Origin of the sequence: Pseudomonas sp. MMS21 TM103, from assembly GCF_022132145.1 — a bacterium.
Lineage (GTDB): Bacteria > Pseudomonadota > Gammaproteobacteria > Pseudomonadales > Pseudomonadaceae > Aquipseudomonas.
Window position 1 is genome coordinate 212,538 of the sequence record NZ_JAJISP010000006.1, and the last position, 18,901, is coordinate 231,438.

At 61.0% G+C, this 18,901-nt stretch carries 14 protein-coding genes and 2 pseudogenes; 9 read left to right on the forward strand and 7 right to left on the reverse strand.

Annotated elements, in window-relative coordinates; translation table 11 throughout:
• The first annotated feature begins 342 nt into the window (after positions 1 to 342).
• Complete coding sequence (locus LJY18_RS18375; RefSeq protein WP_238043283.1) at positions 343 to 2,001, forward strand: nitrite/sulfite reductase; 1,659 nt, start codon at positions 343 to 345, stop codon at positions 1,999 to 2,001.
• Positions 1,985 to 2,482, forward strand: coding sequence for a DUF934 domain-containing protein (locus tag LJY18_RS18380; protein ID WP_238043285.1), 498 nt, complete (start codon positions 1,985 to 1,987; stop codon positions 2,480 to 2,482). The genes LJY18_RS18375 and LJY18_RS18380 overlap by 17 nt, the downstream gene beginning before the upstream one ends.
• A 429-nt stretch (positions 2,483 to 2,911) precedes the next feature.
• On the opposite strand, the gene exaC is transcribed toward LJY18_RS18380, so the two are convergent.
• The gene (gene exaC / locus LJY18_RS18385; protein WP_238043287.1) at positions 2,912 to 4,432 is read right to left on the reverse strand and encodes an acetaldehyde dehydrogenase ExaC; all 1,521 of its coding nucleotides are present in this window, start codon (positions 4,430 to 4,432) and stop codon (positions 2,912 to 2,914) included.
• Positions 4,433 to 5,457: 1,025 nt separating this feature from the next.
• Between exaC and pqqA the strand changes: the two genes are divergently transcribed.
• The 6 genes from pqqA (at position 5,458) to LJY18_RS18410 (ending at position 9,538) form a co-directional block, all read left to right on the forward strand.
• Positions 5,458 to 5,532: a pyrroloquinoline quinone precursor peptide PqqA gene (pqqA, locus tag LJY18_RS22785; protein ID WP_003296405.1), complete on the forward strand. Its 75-nt coding sequence runs from the start codon at positions 5,458 to 5,460 to the stop codon at positions 5,530 to 5,532.
• Positions 5,533 to 5,592: 60 nt separating this feature from the next.
• Positions 5,593 to 5,886 (forward strand): pyrroloquinoline quinone biosynthesis peptide chaperone PqqD, encoded by a 294-nt coding sequence (gene pqqD / locus LJY18_RS18390; RefSeq protein ID WP_238043289.1) that lies wholly within the window; start codon positions 5,593 to 5,595, stop codon positions 5,884 to 5,886.
• Complete coding sequence (pqqE, locus tag LJY18_RS18395) at positions 5,825 to 7,000, forward strand: pyrroloquinoline quinone biosynthesis protein PqqE (RefSeq protein WP_442964503.1); 1,176 nt, start codon at positions 5,825 to 5,827, stop codon at positions 6,998 to 7,000. The genes pqqD and pqqE overlap by 62 nt, the downstream gene beginning before the upstream one ends.
• 91 nt (positions 7,001 to 7,091) lie before the next feature.
• Positions 7,092 to 7,592 (forward strand): urate hydroxylase PuuD, encoded by a 501-nt coding sequence (locus tag LJY18_RS18400; protein ID WP_372866772.1) that lies wholly within the window; start codon positions 7,092 to 7,094, stop codon positions 7,590 to 7,592.
• Positions 7,570 to 8,691 carry a 3-phosphoserine/phosphohydroxythreonine transaminase gene (gene serC, locus LJY18_RS18405; RefSeq protein ID WP_238043296.1) on the forward strand — a complete coding sequence of 374 codons (1,122 nt, stop codon included), beginning with the start codon at positions 7,570 to 7,572 and terminating at the stop codon, positions 8,689 to 8,691. Before LJY18_RS18400 ends, serC begins: the two co-directional genes overlap by 23 nt.
• Positions 8,684 to 9,538 carry a phosphoserine aminotransferase gene (locus LJY18_RS18410; protein ID WP_238043299.1) on the forward strand — a complete coding sequence of 285 codons (855 nt, stop codon included), beginning with the start codon at positions 8,684 to 8,686 and terminating at the stop codon, positions 9,536 to 9,538. Before serC ends, LJY18_RS18410 begins: the two co-directional genes overlap by 8 nt.
• Positions 9,539 to 9,630: 92 nt before the next feature.
• Here LJY18_RS18410 and LJY18_RS18415 read toward each other — a convergent pair whose 3' ends face one another.
• Positions 9,631 to 11,406, reverse strand: coding sequence for a PQQ-dependent methanol/ethanol family dehydrogenase (locus LJY18_RS18415; protein ID WP_238043301.1), 1,776 nt, complete (start codon positions 11,404 to 11,406; stop codon positions 9,631 to 9,633).
• Between the two features lie 283 nt (positions 11,407 to 11,689).
• On the opposite strand from LJY18_RS18415, the pseudogene LJY18_RS18420 reads away from it, so the two are divergent.
• A pseudogene (locus LJY18_RS18420) lies at positions 11,690 to 12,010 on the forward strand (FKBP-type peptidyl-prolyl cis-trans isomerase).
• 193 nt (positions 12,011 to 12,203) lie between these two features.
• Here the strand turns inward: LJY18_RS18420 and LJY18_RS18425 are convergent.
• The 5 genes and pseudogenes from LJY18_RS18425 to LJY18_RS18440 all read right to left on the reverse strand — a co-directional run bounded on the left by LJY18_RS18425 (position 12,204) and on the right by LJY18_RS18440 (position 18,731).
• Positions 12,204 to 14,873 (reverse strand): EAL domain-containing protein, encoded by a 2,670-nt coding sequence (locus LJY18_RS18425; protein WP_238043303.1) that lies wholly within the window; start codon positions 14,871 to 14,873, stop codon positions 12,204 to 12,206.
• Between the two features lie 330 nt (positions 14,874 to 15,203).
• Entirely contained in the window at positions 15,204 to 16,346 is a 1,143-nt protein-coding gene (locus tag LJY18_RS18430; protein WP_442964507.1) for a methyl-accepting chemotaxis protein, read from the reverse strand.
• Positions 16,347 to 16,490: 144 nt separating this feature from the next.
• Positions 16,491 to 16,763 (reverse strand): annotated as a pseudogene (locus tag LJY18_RS22790) (PAS domain-containing protein); the annotation flags it as partial.
• Between the two features lie 446 nt (positions 16,764 to 17,209).
• A complete protein-coding gene (locus tag LJY18_RS18435) occupies positions 17,210 to 17,821 on the reverse strand; it encodes an MliC family protein (RefSeq protein WP_238043306.1) in 612 nt (203 codons plus the stop codon).
• A gap of 592 nt (positions 17,822 to 18,413) precedes the next feature.
• Positions 18,414 to 18,731, reverse strand: coding sequence for an EthD family reductase (locus tag LJY18_RS18440; RefSeq protein ID WP_238043308.1), 318 nt, complete (start codon positions 18,729 to 18,731; stop codon positions 18,414 to 18,416).
• Between the last annotated feature and the right edge of the window lie 170 nt (positions 18,732 to 18,901).

Consider the following 18,901-nt stretch of genomic DNA (forward strand, 5'->3'; position numbering starts at 1 on the left):
CTGACCCAGAATACTGCGGTGGCTACAACTAACAGAATCAGGACAAAGATCGCCCTGGCGTCGACAACACTATCTCGGCTGTCATATTCGGTATGGTCGGTCATGGGCTACCCTTTTTATTGTGCTTATGAGTGATTCGCTTATGCAGTTAAGCCTAGGTCGCGCGCTTGCTCAAGCGAGGAAGTTATGCTCTTGCCCATCCTTAGCACTCAAAGTTCTTACCATATACTCAAACTTCACTTTTGCGCATAACCCTGAGCTGGTATCTTCCCTCAGCTCCGCTAAGGGGTGCGCGGCCGTGCGCGCAGAATTGCTGTAAGCAGCCTGAAAACAGGACCCTTCATGTACGTATACGACCAGTACGATCAACAAATCATCGAGGACCGCGTCCAGCAGTTCCGTGATCAGACCCGCCGTTTCCTGGCTGGTGAGCTGAGTGGCGAAGAATTCCGTCCGCTGCGCCTGCAAAATGGCCTGTACATTCAGCGCTTTGCACCCATGTTGCGGATCGCCGTGCCCTATGGCCTGCTGTCTTCCAGGCAGGTGCGCATGATGGCCAAGATTGCCCGCGACTACGACAAGGGCTACGCCCATATCAGCACCCGGCAGAACGTGCAGTTCAACTGGCCTGACCTGGAAGACGTACCCGAAATCCTCGCCGAACTGGCTACCGTGCAAATGCATGCGATCCAGACCAGCGGCAACTGTATTCGCAACACCACCACCGACCAGTTCGCTGGCGTGGCCAAGGACGAGATCGTCGATCCGCGCCCCTGGTGTGAAATCATCCGCCAGTGGTCGACCTTCCACCCGGAATTCACCCACCTGCCGCGCAAGTTCAAGATTGCCGTCAATGGCGCCGCCAGTGACCGTGCAGCCATCGAAGTGCATGACATCGGCCTGGAGGCAGTGAACAACGCCGCCGGCGAACTGGGTTTCCGTGTTTCCGTCGGTGGCGGCCTGGGTCGTACTCCGGTGGTTGGCAGCTTCATCAATGAGTTCCTGCCCTGGCAGCATTTGATCAGCTACCTCGACGCCATCTTGCGTGTGTATAACCGCTACGGCCGTCGCGACAACAAGTACAAGGCGCGCATCAAGATTCTGGTCAAGGCGCTGACCCCTGAAGTGTTCGCCGAGCGCGTCAACGCCGAGTGGGCACACCTGAAGGATGGCCCGACCACCCTGACCGAAGCCGAAGTGGCGCGCGTCGCGGCGCATTTCGTCGACCCGGCTTATCAGTCCCTGCACGATCAGAATGCGGCCCTGGCGCAGCTGGATGCCGAGCACCCGGGTTTTGCCCGCTGGCGTCAACGCAATACCTTCGCCCACAAGCAGCCCGGCTATGTCGCTGTCACTCTGTCGCTCAAGCCGACTGGCGTCGCGCCGGGAGATGTCACCGACAAGCAACTCGACACCATCGCCGAACTGGCTGATCGTTACAGCTTCGGCGAGGTGCGCAACAGCCATAACCAGAACATCATCCTCGCCGACGTCGAGCAGACTCAGCTGTTCGGCCTCTGGGGCGAACTGCGGGAACACGGTTTTGCCACACCGAACGTGGGCCTGCTGACCGATATCATCTGCTGCCCGGGTGGCGACTTCTGCTCGCTGGCCAACGCCAAGTCGATCCCGGTGGCCGAAGCCATCCAGCGTCGCTTCGATGACCTGGATTACCTGTTCGACATCGGCGACATCGAGCTGAATATTTCGGGTTGCATGAATGCCTGCGGTCACCACCACGTCGGCCATATTGGCATCCTCGGCGTGGACAAGAAGGGTCAGGAGTTCTATCAGGTGTCCATCGGCGGCAACTCCGGCCGCGATGCCAGCCTGGCGCAGATTCTCGGCCCATCCTTCGCCCAGGATGACATGCCGGATGTGGTCGACAAGATCATCAAGGTCTACATCGAGCAACGCACCGATGAAGAAAGTTTCCTCGACACCTTCCGCCGTATCGGTGTCGCCCCGTTCAAGGAGCGCGTATATGCAGCGAATCATTAAGAACGGCCAGGTGGTCGACGAATCCTGGCATCTGCTGCCCAAGGATACGACTCTCGACGGCCTCAGCAATTGTGACGACCTGATCGTGCCCCTGGCGTTGTGGATCGAACACCCGAGCGCACTCAAGGCCCGCGACGGCGGCCTGGGCGTTTGGCTGGACGCCGGCGAGGAGATTGAGGAAATCGCCGACCAGCTGGATAACTTCCAGGTAATCGCCCTTAACTTTCCGGCCTTCACCGACGGGCGTCACTGCTCCAGCGCTTATTTGCTGCGCACCCGCTATGGCTACAAGGGTGAAGTGCGCGCCATTGGCGATGTGCTGCGTGATCAGCTGTTCGCGTTGAAGCGCTGCGGTTTCGATGCCTTCGCCCTGCGCGAAGACAAGGATCCGCAGGATGCACTGAAAGCCTTCGAGGAGTTCTCCGAGGTGTATCAGGCCTCCAGCGACCAGCCGCAACCGCTGTTTCGCCGCCGCGCCTGATACGCGGAGTCGAGTAGTCGGCGGGGTGACTCCCGCCGTTCCTCGCCCTCACCCGCCCGTACGATTCGCCACGCGATGGCTCGGGCCATACGATTAAGCCAATTGATCGTATCCGCTCCCCGCCCCCCCTGCTGCTTCGCCAGCCGCCTGATTCATCTCAGATGCGCCAGCGTGTCCGCATGGTTCACAATCGTTGTCCGCTGATATCCAGTCGCGTCCCTCGTCGAGCTCCAGACATATCGGCTTGCGCTTGCGCGCAACGCGCCATGCCTGACGCACCCAAGAAAAAACGCGGCCGAGGCCGCGTTGCGAGAGTGATTTGCTGCCGTCAATATCAGGCCACTGCAGCCTGTTGCAAACCTCGCCCGAGGGCTTATCGCAGGTAAACCCGGCGCACGGGAGCACGTGCGCCGAGGAGCTACATCAAACTCAGAAGAAGCCCAACGGGTTGATGTCGTAGCTGATCAGCAGGTTCTTGGTCTGCTGGTAGTGGTCGAGCATCATCTTGTGGGTCTCGCGGCCGACACCGGACTTCTTGTAGCCACCGAAGGCGGCGTGCGCCGGGTACAGGTGGTAGCAGTTGGTCCATACGCGACCGGCCTTGATCGCCCGGCCCATGCGGTAGGCGCGGTTGATGTCACGGGTCCACAGCCCGGCACCCAGGCCGAACTCGGTGTCGTTGGCGATCGCCAGGGCTTCGGCTTCGTCCTTGAAGGTGGTGATACCCACCACCGGGCCGAAGATCTCTTCCTGGAACACGCGCATCTTGTTGTTGCCCTTGAGCAGGGTCGGCTGGATGTAGTAACCGCTGGCCAGGTCGCCTTCCAGGCGTTCCGCCGCGCCGCCGGTGAGCAGTTCGGCGCCCTCTTCCTGGGCGATCTGCAGGTAGCTGAGGATCTTGTCGTACTGCTGCTCGGAGGCCTGGGCGCCGACCATGGTCTCGGTGTCCAGCGGATCGCCGCGCTTGATCACCTGGATCTTCTTCATCACCTCGACCATGAAGGCGTCGTAGATCGACTCCTGCACCAGCGCCCGGGATGGGCAGGTGCACACCTCGCCCTGGTTGAAGAAGGCCAACACCAGACCTTCGGCGGCTTTTTCGATGAAGGCCGGCTCGGCGTTCATGATGTCTTCGAAGAAGATGTTCGGCGACTTGCCGCCCAGTTCCACGGTCGACGGAATGATGTTCTCGGCGGCGCACTTGAGGATGTGCGAACCCACCGGGGTGGAGCCGGTGAAGGCGATCTTGGCGATGCGCTTGCTGGTGGCCAGGGCCTCACCGGCTTCGCGGCCAAAGCCCTGGACCACGTTGAGCACGCCCGGCGGCAACAGGTCGCCGATCAGCTCCATCAGCACGGTGATCGACAGCGGCGTCTGCTCGGCCGGCTTGAGCACGATGCAGTTGCCGGCGGCCAGGGCCGGAGCGAGTTTCCAGGCGGCCATCAGCAGCGGGAAGTTCCACGGAATGATCTGGCCGACCACGCCCAGCGGCTCGTGGAAGTGATAGGCGGCGGTGTGTTCGTCGATCTCGGCGGCGCTGCCTTCCTGGGCGCGGATGCAACCGGCGTAGTAACGGAAGTGGTCGGCGGCCAGGGGCACGTCGGCATTCAGGGTTTCGCGCACGGCCTTGCCGTTGTCCCAGGTTTCGGCCACGGCCAGCAGTTCAAGGTTGGCTTCGATGCGGTCGGCGATCTTCAGCAGCACCAGCGAGCGGTTCTGCACCGAGGTCTTGCCCCAGGCATCGGCGGCGGCGTGGGCGGCGTCCAGGGCCAGCTCGATATCTTCGGCGCTGGAACGGGGAAATTCACCAATTACTGAGGCATCGACCGGGCTGGTGTTGCTGAAGTACATGCCATTGACCGGCGCGACGAACTCGCCACCGATGAAGTTGCCGTAGCGCGGCTTGAGGGTGAGAACAGCGCCTGGCGTGCCGGGTTTAGCGTAAATCATGATGATGACCTCTCTTCTCTTGTCGGAGCCTGCCCCCGGGAACGTGGAACAGGTCATGGTTCGATATTAGGAAGCTGCCGGCTCGACCGGTATGCGCCCATGGCACAGAACATCTCGTCATTTGGTAGTAGGTGCGCAGGTTGTCTATGCCAGGCGTTTACCCGCCCAGTTGGAACTGCCGCTGGAAAATTCAGCGTAGCTGCTTCTGCTAGCGCATGCCGTCGACATCCTGCCAATGCAGCTGCAGAGGCGCGCTGAGCAAGAGCGGCAATCCACACCTGTAGGGTATTGGTAGCCAAAGCTGCATGAGGTTCGATCCTGCATGGATGGCTCTACCTCGCCGCACCTGTGAGTTGTGAAATAACTCTCGTCTACTGCGGTCGCCTGCAAACGCCCTACGCCCCGACCAATGATCTCGAGCGGTCCGCGACTCGCAGGGTTCACCCGCCGCAGGCAGTGCACCATCGATCACCTCCGGCGAGCTGACGCCGCGCCCCGAACAGAGCGTCCCCGGACCGCGCTACGGACAGACCACAGAATCCGGATAAACCTGCGCCCCGTGGAGCGTCACTCGCCGCATGCAGTGCGCCATCGTTCATCGCGCGACACAAATCTGGCGGGATTGCACTTAGCTTCGAGCGTCATGCTGCTGCGCCTTGCCGAGAATGTAGGAGACGGCCTCGCGCAGACGCTCGCTAGACTCACAATCGCTGTGCCTCGGCCCAGGCGAAGGTTTCACATCAACAGAAACGTGCCGAGCACACTTTCCTTTCATTCAAGAGGACAACCAGGCACATCGACCGAGAGACAAAAGGCGTTTACGTTACTGGCCAACTGCGCACTCACCCTTGATTACAATCAACAACCGGACAACTTACTGCACCTATTTAAATCACGCAGCAAACCTACTACCAACTTCCCGTAAAGTTAACCCTAAAGTTCTATTAGTATCCGCCAGCACCTGGCTGTAGCCTCGACTTGCAGCACCGCAAACATTGAACTTACCCCGAAACAGGAGATAGACCATGCAGTGGATAAATCCGGACTTTTGTGACCTGCGCCTGGGCTTCGAAGTCACCGCGTACGTTTACGTGCGCTGAGCCGTTAACCCGGCGGAGCGCCTGCGATGGCGCCTCGCCGCACCAGCCGCGAGGCAGGCCATGACAACCGTTCCGATAGACCTGGCAGACCGTTTCGAAATTCGCCCACCCTTCATGTTCCGCTGGGAACACTCGCAACACGCCCATGTTCTTCTGTACCCGGAAGGCATCGTCAAATTGAATAAAACTGGCGGCGATATTCTCAACTACTGCGATGGCCACACTGACGTAGCCGAAGTAATCGAGAAACTTGGCGCACTGTATGAAGTGGCTGATGCGAATGTTATTCGCAATGGCGTCCTGCGTTTTCTGGAGGTGTCCCGTGGCAAAGGCTGGATCCGAATTAAGACTTGATGGCAATGGCAGCCCGGTCTGGTTATTACTGGAATTAACCTACCAGTGCCCACTGCAGTGTGTGTTCTGCAGTAATCCGCGCAACTTTGCCGACTATCGCCGCAATGAATTGAGCACGGCCGAATGGATCGACGTGATGCGCCAGGCCCGCGCGCTCGGCGCCATGCAGATCGGTTTTTCCGGCGGCGAACCGACGTTGCGCAAGGATCTGGAAATCCTGGTGGCCGAAGCCGATCGCCTGGGCTACTACACCAACCTGATCACCTCCGGCATCGGCCTCACCGAGGCCCGCCTGCGGGCACTCAAGGACACCGGCCTGCGGCATATCCAGCTCGGTTTCCAGTCCACCGACCGGGTCACGGCGCAACAACTGGCCGGCGTCGACTGCCTGGAGCGCAAACTCGGCATGGCCCGCGCGATCAAGGCGCATGGCTTCCCGATGGTGCTCAACGTGCCCATCACCCGGCAGAACATCGGCCAGATTGCGCAGATCATCGACTTCGCCGTCGAACTCGGGGTCGACTATATGGAACTGGCCAACGTGCAGTACTACAACTGGGCGCTGCTCAATCGCGAGCAATTGATGCCGACCCGTGAGGAACTGCAACGCGCCGAGGCCCAGGTGCAAGAGGCCCGTGAGCGCCTGGGCGATCGCCTGACCATATTCTTTGTCATCCCCGACTATTACGAAGGCCGGCCCAAGGCCTGCATGAACGGCTGGGGCGCCATCCACCTGACTATCGCGCCCAACGGCGATGTGCTGCCCTGCTCCCAGGCCAGCAGTTTCAAACATCTGACCTTCCCCAACGTGCGCCAGCAGCCCCTGGGTGAGATCTGGCACGACTCGCCGGTGTTCAACCTGTATCGCGGCGATGCCTGGATGCCAGAGCTGTGCCGCAGTTGCGACGACAAGGAAAACGACTTTGGCGGCTGCCGCTGTCAGGCGCTGTTGCTCACCGGCTCCGGCGACAACACCGATCCGGCGTGCAGCAAGTCGCCGCATCACCAGCTGATCAAGCAGGCGGTGGCTCTGGCGCAGCAGGTGCCGCGCCCGACGGGCTCGCTGATCCCGAGGCTCGCCAGTCAGGGGGTGAACGTTGAAACTACCTCATGATTCCTTCGCCGGCACCCTCGGCGCCGGCCTCGCGCTGACCCTGGGCTGTTACTTATTGCTCAGGTTCTGGCTGGTGCTATAGGAGTTGACCATGAGCATCATCGACCTGCTGGCTCGCTACGCCCACCTGCTGTTCGCCCTGGTCTGGGTCGGCCACAACTATGCCAGTTTCATCCAGAACCCCAGGTTCGTGGCGCTGCAGAACGGCATCGACACCCTGACCCTGAACCGCGACCTGGAGCAACGGATGAAGCGCGAACATGGGATCTTTCGCTACGCCTCACTGGTGGTCTGGCTCTCCGGCCTGCTGATGCTCTGGCAACGCGGCTGGCTGGTGGACGCCCTGTTGCTGCAAGGCCCGCTGGCGGTGATCGGCCTCGGTGCCTGGATCGGCACCCTGATGCTGCTCAATCTGTGGCTGGTGCTCTGGCCGCATCAGAAGAAGCTGCTGGGGTTCGTCCCGGCCAGCCTCGAGGAGCGGGTACGCTGCTCGCGGATCACCTTCCTGTCCTCGCGCAGCAACACCATCCTGTCGATACCCCTGCTATTCCTGATGGCGGCTGGCGGTCATGGCCTGCATCTGTTTTCCTGACGGCGCGCCAGCGGCCCACAGCGGCGAGCGCTACAACTTCGCCGCCGGGCCGGCGATGCTGCCGCCTGAGGTGCTCGCGCAGATCCAGCACGAGCTGCCGGACTGGCAAGGCAGCGGCCTGTCCGTGCTGGAGCAGCCGTTCACCGGCGCACCCTTCAAAGGTCTGATGCAGCAGGCCGATCAGGACCTGCACGAACTGCTGGGGATACCGCCGAACTACCGCGTGCTGTTCATGCATGGCGGCGCCTCCTGCCAGTTCGGCTTGCTGCCCCTGAACCTGCTCGCGCCCGGCCAGTCGGCCGACTACCTGGAGACGGGTTACTGGGCGTCCAAAGCGATCGCCGAAGCCCGCCGCCATGCGCCACTGAACATGGTCGCCAGCGGTGCCGGTGACGGCTTCAGCGCCATTGCGCCGGTCCATGAGTGGCGCTTGAACCCACAGGCCGGCTATTGCCATATCACCAGCAACGAGACCGCCAACGGCCTGCAGCTGCGGCATTTCCCCGAATTGTCGGTACCGCTGGTGGCGGACATGAGCTCGGACTTTCTCACCCGCCCGCTACCGGTCGAACGCTTCGGCCTGATCTACGCCAGCGCGCAGAAGAACCTCGGCGTGGCCGGCCTGTGTTTGCTGATCGTCCGCGACGACCTGCTCAAGGCGCCGCGCGCCGGGCTGCCGTCGCCGTTCAGCTACGCCCTGCAGGCCGAACAGCAGAGCCGCCTGTGCACCCCGCCGACCTTCGCCCTCTATTGCGCCGCCTTGATGCTGCGCTGGATTCGCCAGCAGGGCGGACTCAAGGCCATGGCCCGCGCCGGCCTGGCCAAGAGCCGGTTGCTCTATCAATACGTCGACGCCAGCGACCTCTACCATTGCCGCCAGCGGCCGGCGGACCGCTCGGCGGTCAATGTCTGCTTTCAATTGCGCGACCAGCACCTGCTCGCGCTGTTTTTGCGCCAAGCCGAGCAGACCGGCCTGCTCAACCTGCAGGGCCACGCGGCCAGCGGTGGCGTGCGCGCCAGCCTGTATAACGCCATGCCGCTGGCAGGTGTCGAGCGCCTACTGGCGTTCATGCACGACTTTGCACGCCGGCATGGCTGATGCCACACAGCGCATCGGCCATAGGCTGGCCCTGCAGCTGGCCTGCCTCGCCGCCCGCTGCCTGACGGCGCCCGCCTTCGAGCGCCGCGTCGAGGTGATGGGCCTGCATTTCGCGGCACCGCTGGGCATCGCCGCCGGCTTCGACCGGTTTGGCCGGCTCGCCCGGCAGGCTGGAGCTCTGGGTTTCGGCTTCAATGAAATCGGCAGCATCGATCTCGCCGCGACGACCCGGCTGTCTGCGCGGGCGCTCACGTCTGGGACGGCGCGACTGGGGATCAACCTCAGCCTGGACTCGGACATTACCCTCACTGCGCTGCGCGCCGGCCTGGCCCGCGCCTGGCCGCTGGCCGACTACCTGACGCTCAACCTGATCGATCCGCGCGGTGCGGCACTGCTCGGCATCGAGCAGCGTGCGCGGCTACGCCTGCTGCTGGCGGCGGCGCGCATCGAGCAGCAGCGCCTGAACCGGTGCGAACGCCGCGTACCGCTGGTGGTCAAACTGCGCTGCCTGCCCGACGAGGTGCCTCTGGAGTTGACCGAACTGCTGCTGGAATTGGGCTACGACGGCCTGCTCGTCGCCCATGATCCCGGCCCACCAGCGACCCGCCAGCGCTACCACGCCTGGCAGAACGAGGTCCGCCAGGCGCAGGCCTGCGCACAGGTCGAGCAATTGCGGCGCTTGTGCGCTGGGCAGATGGCGTTGATGTCGGTCGGCGGCATCCAGACCGCCGCACACCTCCAGGCCCGGCTTGCCGCCGGAGCCGAACTGGTGCAGGTGCACAGCGTCCTGCTGCATGACTGGCCCTGGAATGTGCAGCGCCTGCTCGACGGCGGCAAACCTGCGTAGGCTCTAGGCAAGAGCGAAAACCTGGACGACAGAAAGCACAAGGCCGGCTAAAAGCCGGCCTTGTGCATCATTGGTGTTTCAGGAGTAACCGATCAGTGCTTGGCTACCAGATCCTTCGGCAGCTTGAAGGTCCAGAGCATGCCGCCCTGGTTGAAGTCCTTCACCCGCTTGGCCACTTCGCCGCCCCACAGCGGCACCGCGCCGCCCCAGCCGGAAAGTACGGAGACATACTGCTCGCCGTCCATTTCCCAGGTAACTGGCGAGCCGAGCACGCCGGAACCAGTCTGGAATTCCCAGACATTTTCGCCGGTCTTGGCGTTGAAGGCCTTGAGGAAGCCCTCAGGCGTACCGGTGAACACCAGGTTGCCCTTGGTGGTCATCACACCGCCCCACAGCGGCGCGTAGTTCTTCTGGCGCCAGACTTCTTTGCCAGTTTTCGGGTCGATGGCACGCAATACGCCGATGTAATCCTCGTTCAGCGGACGGATGGTGAAACCTGCGCCGAGGTAAGCCGCGCCCTTCTTATAGGCGATGCCTTCGTTCCAGATGTCCATGCCCCACTCATTCGACGGCACGTAGAACAGCCCGGTGTCCTTGCTGTAGGCCATTGGCATCCAGTTCTTCGCGCCGAGGAAGGCCGGTGCGGAGAACACGCTGCTGCCCTTGTCGGCAGTACCCGGCGCGCCCGGACGGTTGCTGTCGTCGTAGATTGGCCGGCCATTCTTGTCCAGGCCCTTGGCCCAGGTGATCTTGTCAACGAACGGGAAGCCGCGGATGAACTTGCCATTGGTGCGGTCGAGTACGTAGAAGAAGCCGTTACGGTCCGCGGTAGCCGCGGCCTTGATGGTCTTGCCGCCGTCCTGGTAGTTGAAGGACACCAGCTCGTTGACGCCATCGAAGTCCCAGCCGTCATGCGGGGTGGTCTGGAAGTGCCAGGTGATGGTGCCGTCGTCCGGGTTCAGGGCCAGGCGCGAGGACGAGTAGAGGTTGTCGCCAGGACGCAGGTGCGAGTTCCAAGGTGCCGGGTTACCGGTACCGAACAGCAGCAGGTTGGTTTCCGGGTCGTAGTAGCCGCCCAGCCAAGGCGCCGCGCCGCCGGTCTTCCACAGGTCGCCCGGCCAGGTCTTGCCGGCTTCGCCGCCGGAAATGCCGTTCTCGATCTTCTTGCCGTCCTTGTAGATGTAGCCCATATGACCTTCGACGGTCGGCCGGCTCCACAGCAGTTCGCCGTTCTTCGGGTCATAGGCTTCGATCTTGCCGACCACGCCGAATTCGCCACCGGAGACGCCGGTAATCAGCTTGCCGTTGACCACCAGCGGCGCCGCGGTGATCGAGTAGCCGGCCTTGTGGTCGGCGACGTTCTTGCGCCACACCACCTTGCCGGTGTCCTTGTTCAAGGCGACCAGCTTGGCATCGAGGGTACCGAAGATCACCAGGTCGCCGTACAACGCCACGCCACGGTTGATCACGTCGCAGCATGGGCGGATGTCGTCTGGCAGGCGCGCATCGTACTGCCACAATTCCTTGCCGGTGCGCGCATCCACGGCAAACACCCGCGAGTAGGAGGCAGTGACGTACATCACGCCGTCCTTGATCATCGGCTGGGCTTGCTGGCCGCGCTGCTTCTCGCCACCGAAGGACATGGTCCAGACCGGACGCAGATCTTTGATGTTGTCGGTATTGAGGATGTCCAGGGTGCTATAGCGCTGACCTTGCAGGCCCATGCCGTTGGTCACGATCTGGTCAGTGGTATTTACGTCGTTGAGGATTTCCTGATCGGTGACCGCCCACGCCGAAACGGCAGGGAGGAGCATGGCGGCGCACAGTGCACTCAGCACGAAGGGCTTGCGTAGACCGGAGTGTTTCATTGCGGTTACCTCTGCGGGTTAATTGTTATCCCCGGGAAGTTCTCCCGGTCTGGCGCTAATTCTTCGCCGCAGGGCCTCACACAACAATTGCACGCAGTACCGATTTAACTACTCCCTTGGTAGCAATACCCACAGGGAGAAAACGGATCCATTCGGGCAACCGGCCCGGGGATCGACTCAGCGTTGGCAGCAGACCTGACTCTGGCATCAGCCGGCCATGAAAGTCCTGAAAAACCCTGCCAGGCAAGCCAGTCACGGACTGGCGACAGAGCAAGAGCACGCGATGAGCAGCGAATTGCAGGTTGTAGATATTGGCAAGGCCGTGATCAAGCGCGCCCTGATCACCACTCAGTAGAGGGCATGATGGCGGACGGCAGCACCTTCATCTCCTTCTACGCTCACGGCAAGCCGTTCCAGAGCGTGATCGGCAGCGACCGGGTAATCAATGGCTGGAATCAGGGTCGGATGGGCTGGCAGCAAACGCAAGCTGCTCATACCGGCGCACCTGGGCTATGCCGAGAGTCAGGCCGGCGAACATATCAAGCCGCACTCCAACCTGATCATCGAGATTGAACTGCTGGAAGTGCTGACGCGAAACGATTGATCACTGACCGGATCAGGCACCTCAGTCTTTGGCTGACACCCGCCCCATGACTGCCAGCCCTGCGGCCAGCATTGGCCGTGGGGCGCGCCTGCCATGAACCCAGGAATGGCTCAATAGGGTAGATAAACCCATAAACTGTCCAGTTCACTACGCAGCCAATAGCCGCACGGGCGCGCACTTTGGCCAGAACCGACTAAATCTCCCAGCGCAATGCTTGCCCTTCGCGCCCGGAGTCAAGCGTATTAGCCATGGCCAAACCCTCGAACTCAACCAATGGCATCGGCCGTCCAAACAGATAGCCCTGGTAACGCTGACAGCCGGTATCCCGCAAGGTCGAGAGCTGCGCCTCGGTCTCCACGCCCTCGGCAATCACCTCCAGTTCGAGGCTGATTGCCAAGGCGCAGATGGCCCGGATGATCGCCAGGCTGCTGCCATCCTCCGGCAACTTGCGCACGAAGGACTGGTCGATCTTCAGTTGATCCAGCGGCAACTGCTGCAGGTAGGCCATCGACGAATAGCCAGTACCGAAGTCGTCAATCGAGAAGCGAATGCCATGGCTCTTCAACGCCAACATACGGGCACTGGCGCCTGGCAGATCGTCGAGCAGCAGCGATTCGGTCAGTTCCAGCTTAAGCCGCCCCGGATTGGCACCCGTTTCCTGCAGTAGATCCAGCAAACGCTCGACAAAATCTACCTGGTAGAGCAAGCGAGCACTGATGTTCACCGCCAGGCTGAGCCGCTCCAGGGCCGGTTGCTGTCGCCACAAGGCCAATAACTCGCAGGCACCGCGCAGCATCTGGAAGTCCAGCCGCTCGACCAGGCCGGCGCGCTCGGCCACCTCGATAAAGGTCGCTGGCCCTAGCAGGCCGCGCAGCGGATGCTGCCAGCGCGCCAGCACTTCTGCCCCCAGAAGGCCATGGGCTTCGTCCACCTGTGGCTGCAGATAGCCAATGAACTCCCCCGCCAGAAGACCGTGGTCAATTTCCTCCTCGAGGCGCAAGCGCGTACTGACCACGTCCTGCATTACTGGATCGAAGAAACGCACGGCGCTCTTGCCCGCAGCCTTAGCCTCGTACATCGACAAGTCGGCGCGCATCATCAGCTCTTCACAACTGCAAGACTCATCGCTGAACAACACCACACCGACACTGACGCTGCTGCGCAGCTCCGCAGTGCCGACCCGATAAGGCGCGGCGAGCGCCGCCAGCACCTTTTCAGCTGTTTTTTTGGCCTGGCCTGCGGCCTCCGCAGGTAGCCTGCCAAGGCCTTCCAGCATGACCACGAACTCATCACCGCCCAAACGCGCGACCGTATCACTGGCCCTGACCGCGTTGCCCAGACGCTCGGCTGCCAGGCACAACAGCTTGTCGCCGGCCTGATGCCCATAGAGATCGTTGACGTTCTTGAAGTTATCCAGATCGAGGAACATCAGTGCGGCAAACTGGCCGCTGCGTGCGCTATTGGCCACGGCATGCTGCAAATGTTCAAGCAACAGACGCCGGTTGGGCAGTGCCGTCAACGCGTCGTAGAATGCCAGTTGTTTGATCCGGTCCTCGGCCGCCTTGCGTTCAGTGCTATCGGTCAGCGACGCGACATAATTGATGAGCTGGCCCTGGCCGTTGCGCACCGCACTGATGGACAGCCACTCTGGAAAAATCTCCCCGCTCTTGCGCCGGTTCCAGATCTCACCTTCCCATCTGTCCGTTTCGCTGAGGCTACGCCACATGCTCTGGTAGAACTCGGGGCTCTGGCGCCCCGAGCTCAGCATCCGGGTTTTCTGCCCAAGGACATCCTCCGCACTGTAGCCGGTGATAGCACTGAACGCCTTGTTGACCCTTAGAATGCGGCTGTCCGGGTCGCTGATGATCATGCCCTGCTGCGATTCGAAGGCGATGGCGGCGATACGCAGTTCGCGCTCTGCATTCATCCGCTCGGTGATGTCACGGACCAGGAATACCACCGCCCGCTTGCCGTCGATAGGACCATCCAGCCGCTGTGCCCGGCCCTCTAGCACCATGAGGCCTTGCGGCCCCTGAATCGAATACTCGATTTTCTGTGGACCGTCGCTCGCCAAGGTCTGCTGGATAAAGTTCAGCAGGCGCCAGGCATCATTGTGCGGCAGCACCTCGAACAGAGACTGACCGACCCGCCTCGGGCAAAGGGAATGGAGTCGGTTGTCTTTGGGATAAACCACCTCCAGATAACGGCCATCCTGATCCAGCACTAGCAACAGATCGGGAATCGCTTCAGTGATTGCACGCTGACGTGCCTCACTCATTTTCAGCACCAGATCCATACGCTTGCGTTGCTCGATATGCTCAAGCATCGAGCCGAGCAGCACAGTGGCGACCGGCATCACCAGCAGCATAGGCACCGCTGTCTGTGCCAGAAGGACCAGCAGATATTCACTAGGCAGCAGGACCAATAGCAACAGTCCCTGAACCTGCACCAACAAGCCGAAGAGCCATAATGGCAACACTCGACGACTGACCTTTCCTCGCAGATAGAGCGACCGATAGGCCAAGCCCAGCAGCACGGCCAGGACTATCTCACTCAGGCCCACCACCACACCCGCCCCGCCCAGCCAGAGTCGGAAGCCGCCCGCCAGCAAGGCCGCAATTCCAGCGACTAACGGACCGCCAAACAAACCGGCCATGCTGAGCACCACAGTGCGGGCGTCATGGATTATCCCGGGCTGTATGGTGGTCGCCGTCAGCATGCCGATCACGCAGACACCACCAAATAACAGGCCTGATACAAACTGCGCAGTCAGCCCGCGCGAGCGCAAAAGATGGGCATTGACCGCCTGCAACCAGCACAAGGACAGCAGCAGCGCAGCACTCTGGAATAGATTTAACATCATGTTGGAGTAGTTCCTTTACCTCGACAGCTGATCTGCTGCCTCTGTCCGCACGCGCTACGATGTCGTCAAATCAGCGACATGCGCCTGAGCGAGTCGTGCACCAGCCCCCATGGGAACCTGTCATTGAACACATCTTTATCCGGTGATTTTCACTCAAGCTAGTCGATACGTTGCGCAGACAGCCAGGGCTGGGATGGGCACCTCCGGCAAGGTTTCACCTAGCGGCAAACAGTTTAGATACACAGCGGCCGCATGGCAGACCCTTCTTGGGGGGGAATGCTGCAGCCACTTCGCACAGCCCGCAGGGTTCAACCGCTACCGGTTGAACCGCTACCGGTTGAACCGCTCAACCAGCGAGTGCAAGCTACGCGATGCACGCTCCAGTTCGCCGCCACGCAGCACTGCCGCATTGGCGCTTTTGGCCGTTCCCTCAACTGTTCCGGCCACATTATTGATCTGCCTGGCGATATCCTCAGCCACATGGCTTTGCTCTTCGGAGGCGGCGGCCATTTGCTCACTCATGCTGCTGATCCGCTCAACCGCTTGACGAATACCTTGCAGCGCAAGCTGAGTCTCGACCACTTGCTGGACGCCATGATCTGCTTCACTGATACCCAGCCTGGCAATACCCACCGCCTCATCCGCACCCCGCTTAAGGGTTTCAATGATTCCTTGAATCTGTTGAGTGGATTCGCGCGTCTTGCTGGCCAAGGCGCGGACCTCATCGGCCACTACAGCGAAACCACGCCCCTGCTCACCCGCGCGAGCGGCCTCAATGGCGGCGTTTAGCGCCAGCAGATTGGTCTGCTCTGCGATGGACTGGATGATTCCCGCCGCACTCATGATTTGCTGGGTTTCGCCGGCCAGCTTATCGACCGCGCTACTGATATTGCTTACCGTGCTGGCTAACACTTGAATCGCCTCACGGGACGCTTGCGCCACCTTGTCGCCCTGCTGCGCCAGCTCATTTGCAGTGTGCGCCTCGGTGGCTGTCAGTTGCACATGCCCCGCCACTTCGGCGATTGAAGCCGCCATCTCGGTCATGGCAGTCGCAGTCATGTCCGTTTCTGCACGCTGCTCCAGCAAGGCGTGCTCGGTGCGAGCGGAGAGCGCGGATGAGTCGCAGGCAGCTACAGCCACCTGGCCAGCCAGATCACTCAAACGCGTCAGTGCTGTTTTGAGACGCGCTTGCTCACTGATCAAAACCATTTCCAATTGCGCCGAAGTACCCCGTGCATCGCTGTAAGCAAGGGCACTAATCGGGTCGGCAAACGTATGAGATGCATTTTTAAGGATATTATTCACCTGGCTGCCTAGGCGCGCATGCGACCACAGCCCAACGGCGATAAACAGCCCAACAGTTATTACTTGGGATGCCGCATCGGATAATAAATTAGCTGCACCAACCGCCATCCCGGCCGCAAGCACTGTTGGCGCCAAACTCCCCAACACAGCGAAGTACTTATGCGCCATTGGCGCCGCTTGTTTGCCTGCCTTGATACGCCCATAAAGCGCCGTTGCTCGCACCACCTGCTCGCGACTGGGTTTGACCCTGACCGACTCGTAACCGACGAGACGACCGCCTTCCAGAATCGGCGTGACATAGGCGCTGACCCAGTAATAATCGCCATTCTTGCAGCGATTCTTGACCACCCCCATCCAGCTCTTGCCTGCCTTCAGGTAGCCCCACATCACTCCGAACACTGCGGCTGGCATATCGGGATGGCGGACCAGGTTATGCGGACTCCCGATCAACTCCCCCTGGGAAAAGCCGCTTATTTTTACGAACTCGTCGTTGCAATAAGTTATGTTTCCACTTGCATCGGTGGTGGAAATCAGACGCTGCTCGGCAGGAAATGTCCGCTCCACCCCTATAAAGTTTCGGTCCATGCGCAAGGTGGATCTCCATGAGTACGAATATTGGGGCGCGCACTCTACCTGAACTCATCGAGCCGATGAATAGTGTAGGAAACAAAAATACCAGCCAACTTTAAAAGAAAACATTTCACACCATCAAGGACACTTCCAGTACGACAAAATAATTAGAAATAGCCAGCCCCGAGCAAATAAATGTCACACATTAGCGCCATGTGTTTTTTAAAGGCGGAGCAAAACAGCTACCACAGCACAATAAAGCACCCGTTAGACGCTAGCCGTAGAGCGAATAATTCGAACTGCGCCGAACGCCGTCAGTTTAATGATCAATGCGTTACGACTGACCCCGATCGTAGCGCGAACACTGGTGACTGACGCTGCGGATCACGTCGTAACGCGACAGGTGCGGGGGTCGGCATGCGGCCACGCTTCACGCCAGGTCAGGTCAGGTCAGCTGAGGTCTAAGGCCGAAGGACGGCGGCCTTGACCTTGCACTTCATCTCCGGCGCTGCATAACCCCAGATCACGATGGTTTCACCCTGGTGCTCCCGGAGCGACTCGTTGCGGCCCTGGTACTTGCTACCACTGGCGGAAGGCTGCTGGTACATCAGCGCAGTACTGTCGCCGAACTCGACCACGGCCGTTGGCGGCTCGCTCGGGTAGTAGGTGGCGACCACTTCCTTGGCGGGTATGCCATCGCACTCATAGAACATCGGCCCAGTGCCCGTGAGCAGTGCATAGCGGGCCTGCAGTTCGGCAATCCGCAGGCGATAACTAGTGGTCACGCATTGGCTGCGGTCATCCGCTTTCCAGCACTCGTCGCGCCCCTTGATCCAGCCCCGCTGCTCCGCCCTCAGCACCGGCGGATGCTGGTTGCTGTCCTTGGCGGATGCCTGGCGGTATACCGCAGCCAGCTGCTGGTCCAGTTTGGCCAGGGCGGGTGTCTGGCAGATCATCTCCTCGATACTGCCGGAGCGCACCTGGGCACAACTGAACGAGAGTTCGGCGGGCTGAGAGGCCAGCGCAGGCAGGCCAGCAAGAACCAATACCATGGGTGTCTTGAAATGGGGCATGGAACCTCCTTGTCAGTAGCAGGGGCCAGCGCTGCAGCCAGGTTCCTATTGCCGTCAGTCCCATGCAGGGCTTAGGACCGCAGAACGCTCGGGCTATTCAACCAGCAGCGGCCCGCCCCCTTCAATTGCGGCGGTGCACGCCACAGCGGCAGCGTTACCATTGCCCCTGGAGCACGCGCCGGGTCGGGCGCGCACCTCAATCGGATAGTCGGCGTTGATATACCAGACAACTCGGTGTTCCGAGGCCATCAGAGCCCACTGTGCTCAGCAGGATCACACCGCCGCTCACCCAGAGCTGCCGGTAACCGTAGTGATGGCCGACGATGTCGCCCCCGTCCCTGTTGCCTGGGGCGTTATCGGGGTGATGCTGGCTCAGCAGCACGCCATGAGCGCTGACGCTGAACCCGGCATCGACAACACTGTAACCGTTATCCTGCCTAGATTTGCCTTACAAGCATTTTGCCAGCCATACGCCGCCGGCGTTCTGCCAGGCTGCGGGCCATGGCCAAAGTCGGCCCGCGCCGATAGGGTGAAGTCCAGCATGGCTGGTACAGGCACCACATTCGGCGCCGCAGCTAGGGCGCATCAGGCGTCAGGGCGCCAGCTTGATCTCGCTGATCTGGATCATCGGCTGGCTGTCAGTGAAATTGGACAGGTCAGCCATGATCCGCTCTGCATGGGGGGCAAAGCTCTTCTGGAAGCTCTCCACACTGTCGAAATACAGGTGGCTCATGGCGACGAAAGGCGCCGGGGTATTCGGCCCGGCGCTGCTCAGGCCCTGGTCAACGGCAATGGCCTTACAGGCATCGCCCAGGCACTTGCGCACGATGTCCATGTGCTGGCTGCAGTAGTAGCCGAAGTCGAAATGCACGCCTGGATTGTTGGGGTAGAGCACGCTGACTTTGATCATGCTGGATGTCCTTGTGGTGATAGTCCCATTCGCGACTGCGGCCGCGCCTACAGAATGGCGTAGATTGCACCCAAGTGCTCTAAGGCGCCGCCTTAAACTTATTACCGTTGTTGTCACACCGCCCAGTTCGATCCGACCCTCGCCAGGGCGAACAACGCCAACGGCCAGAA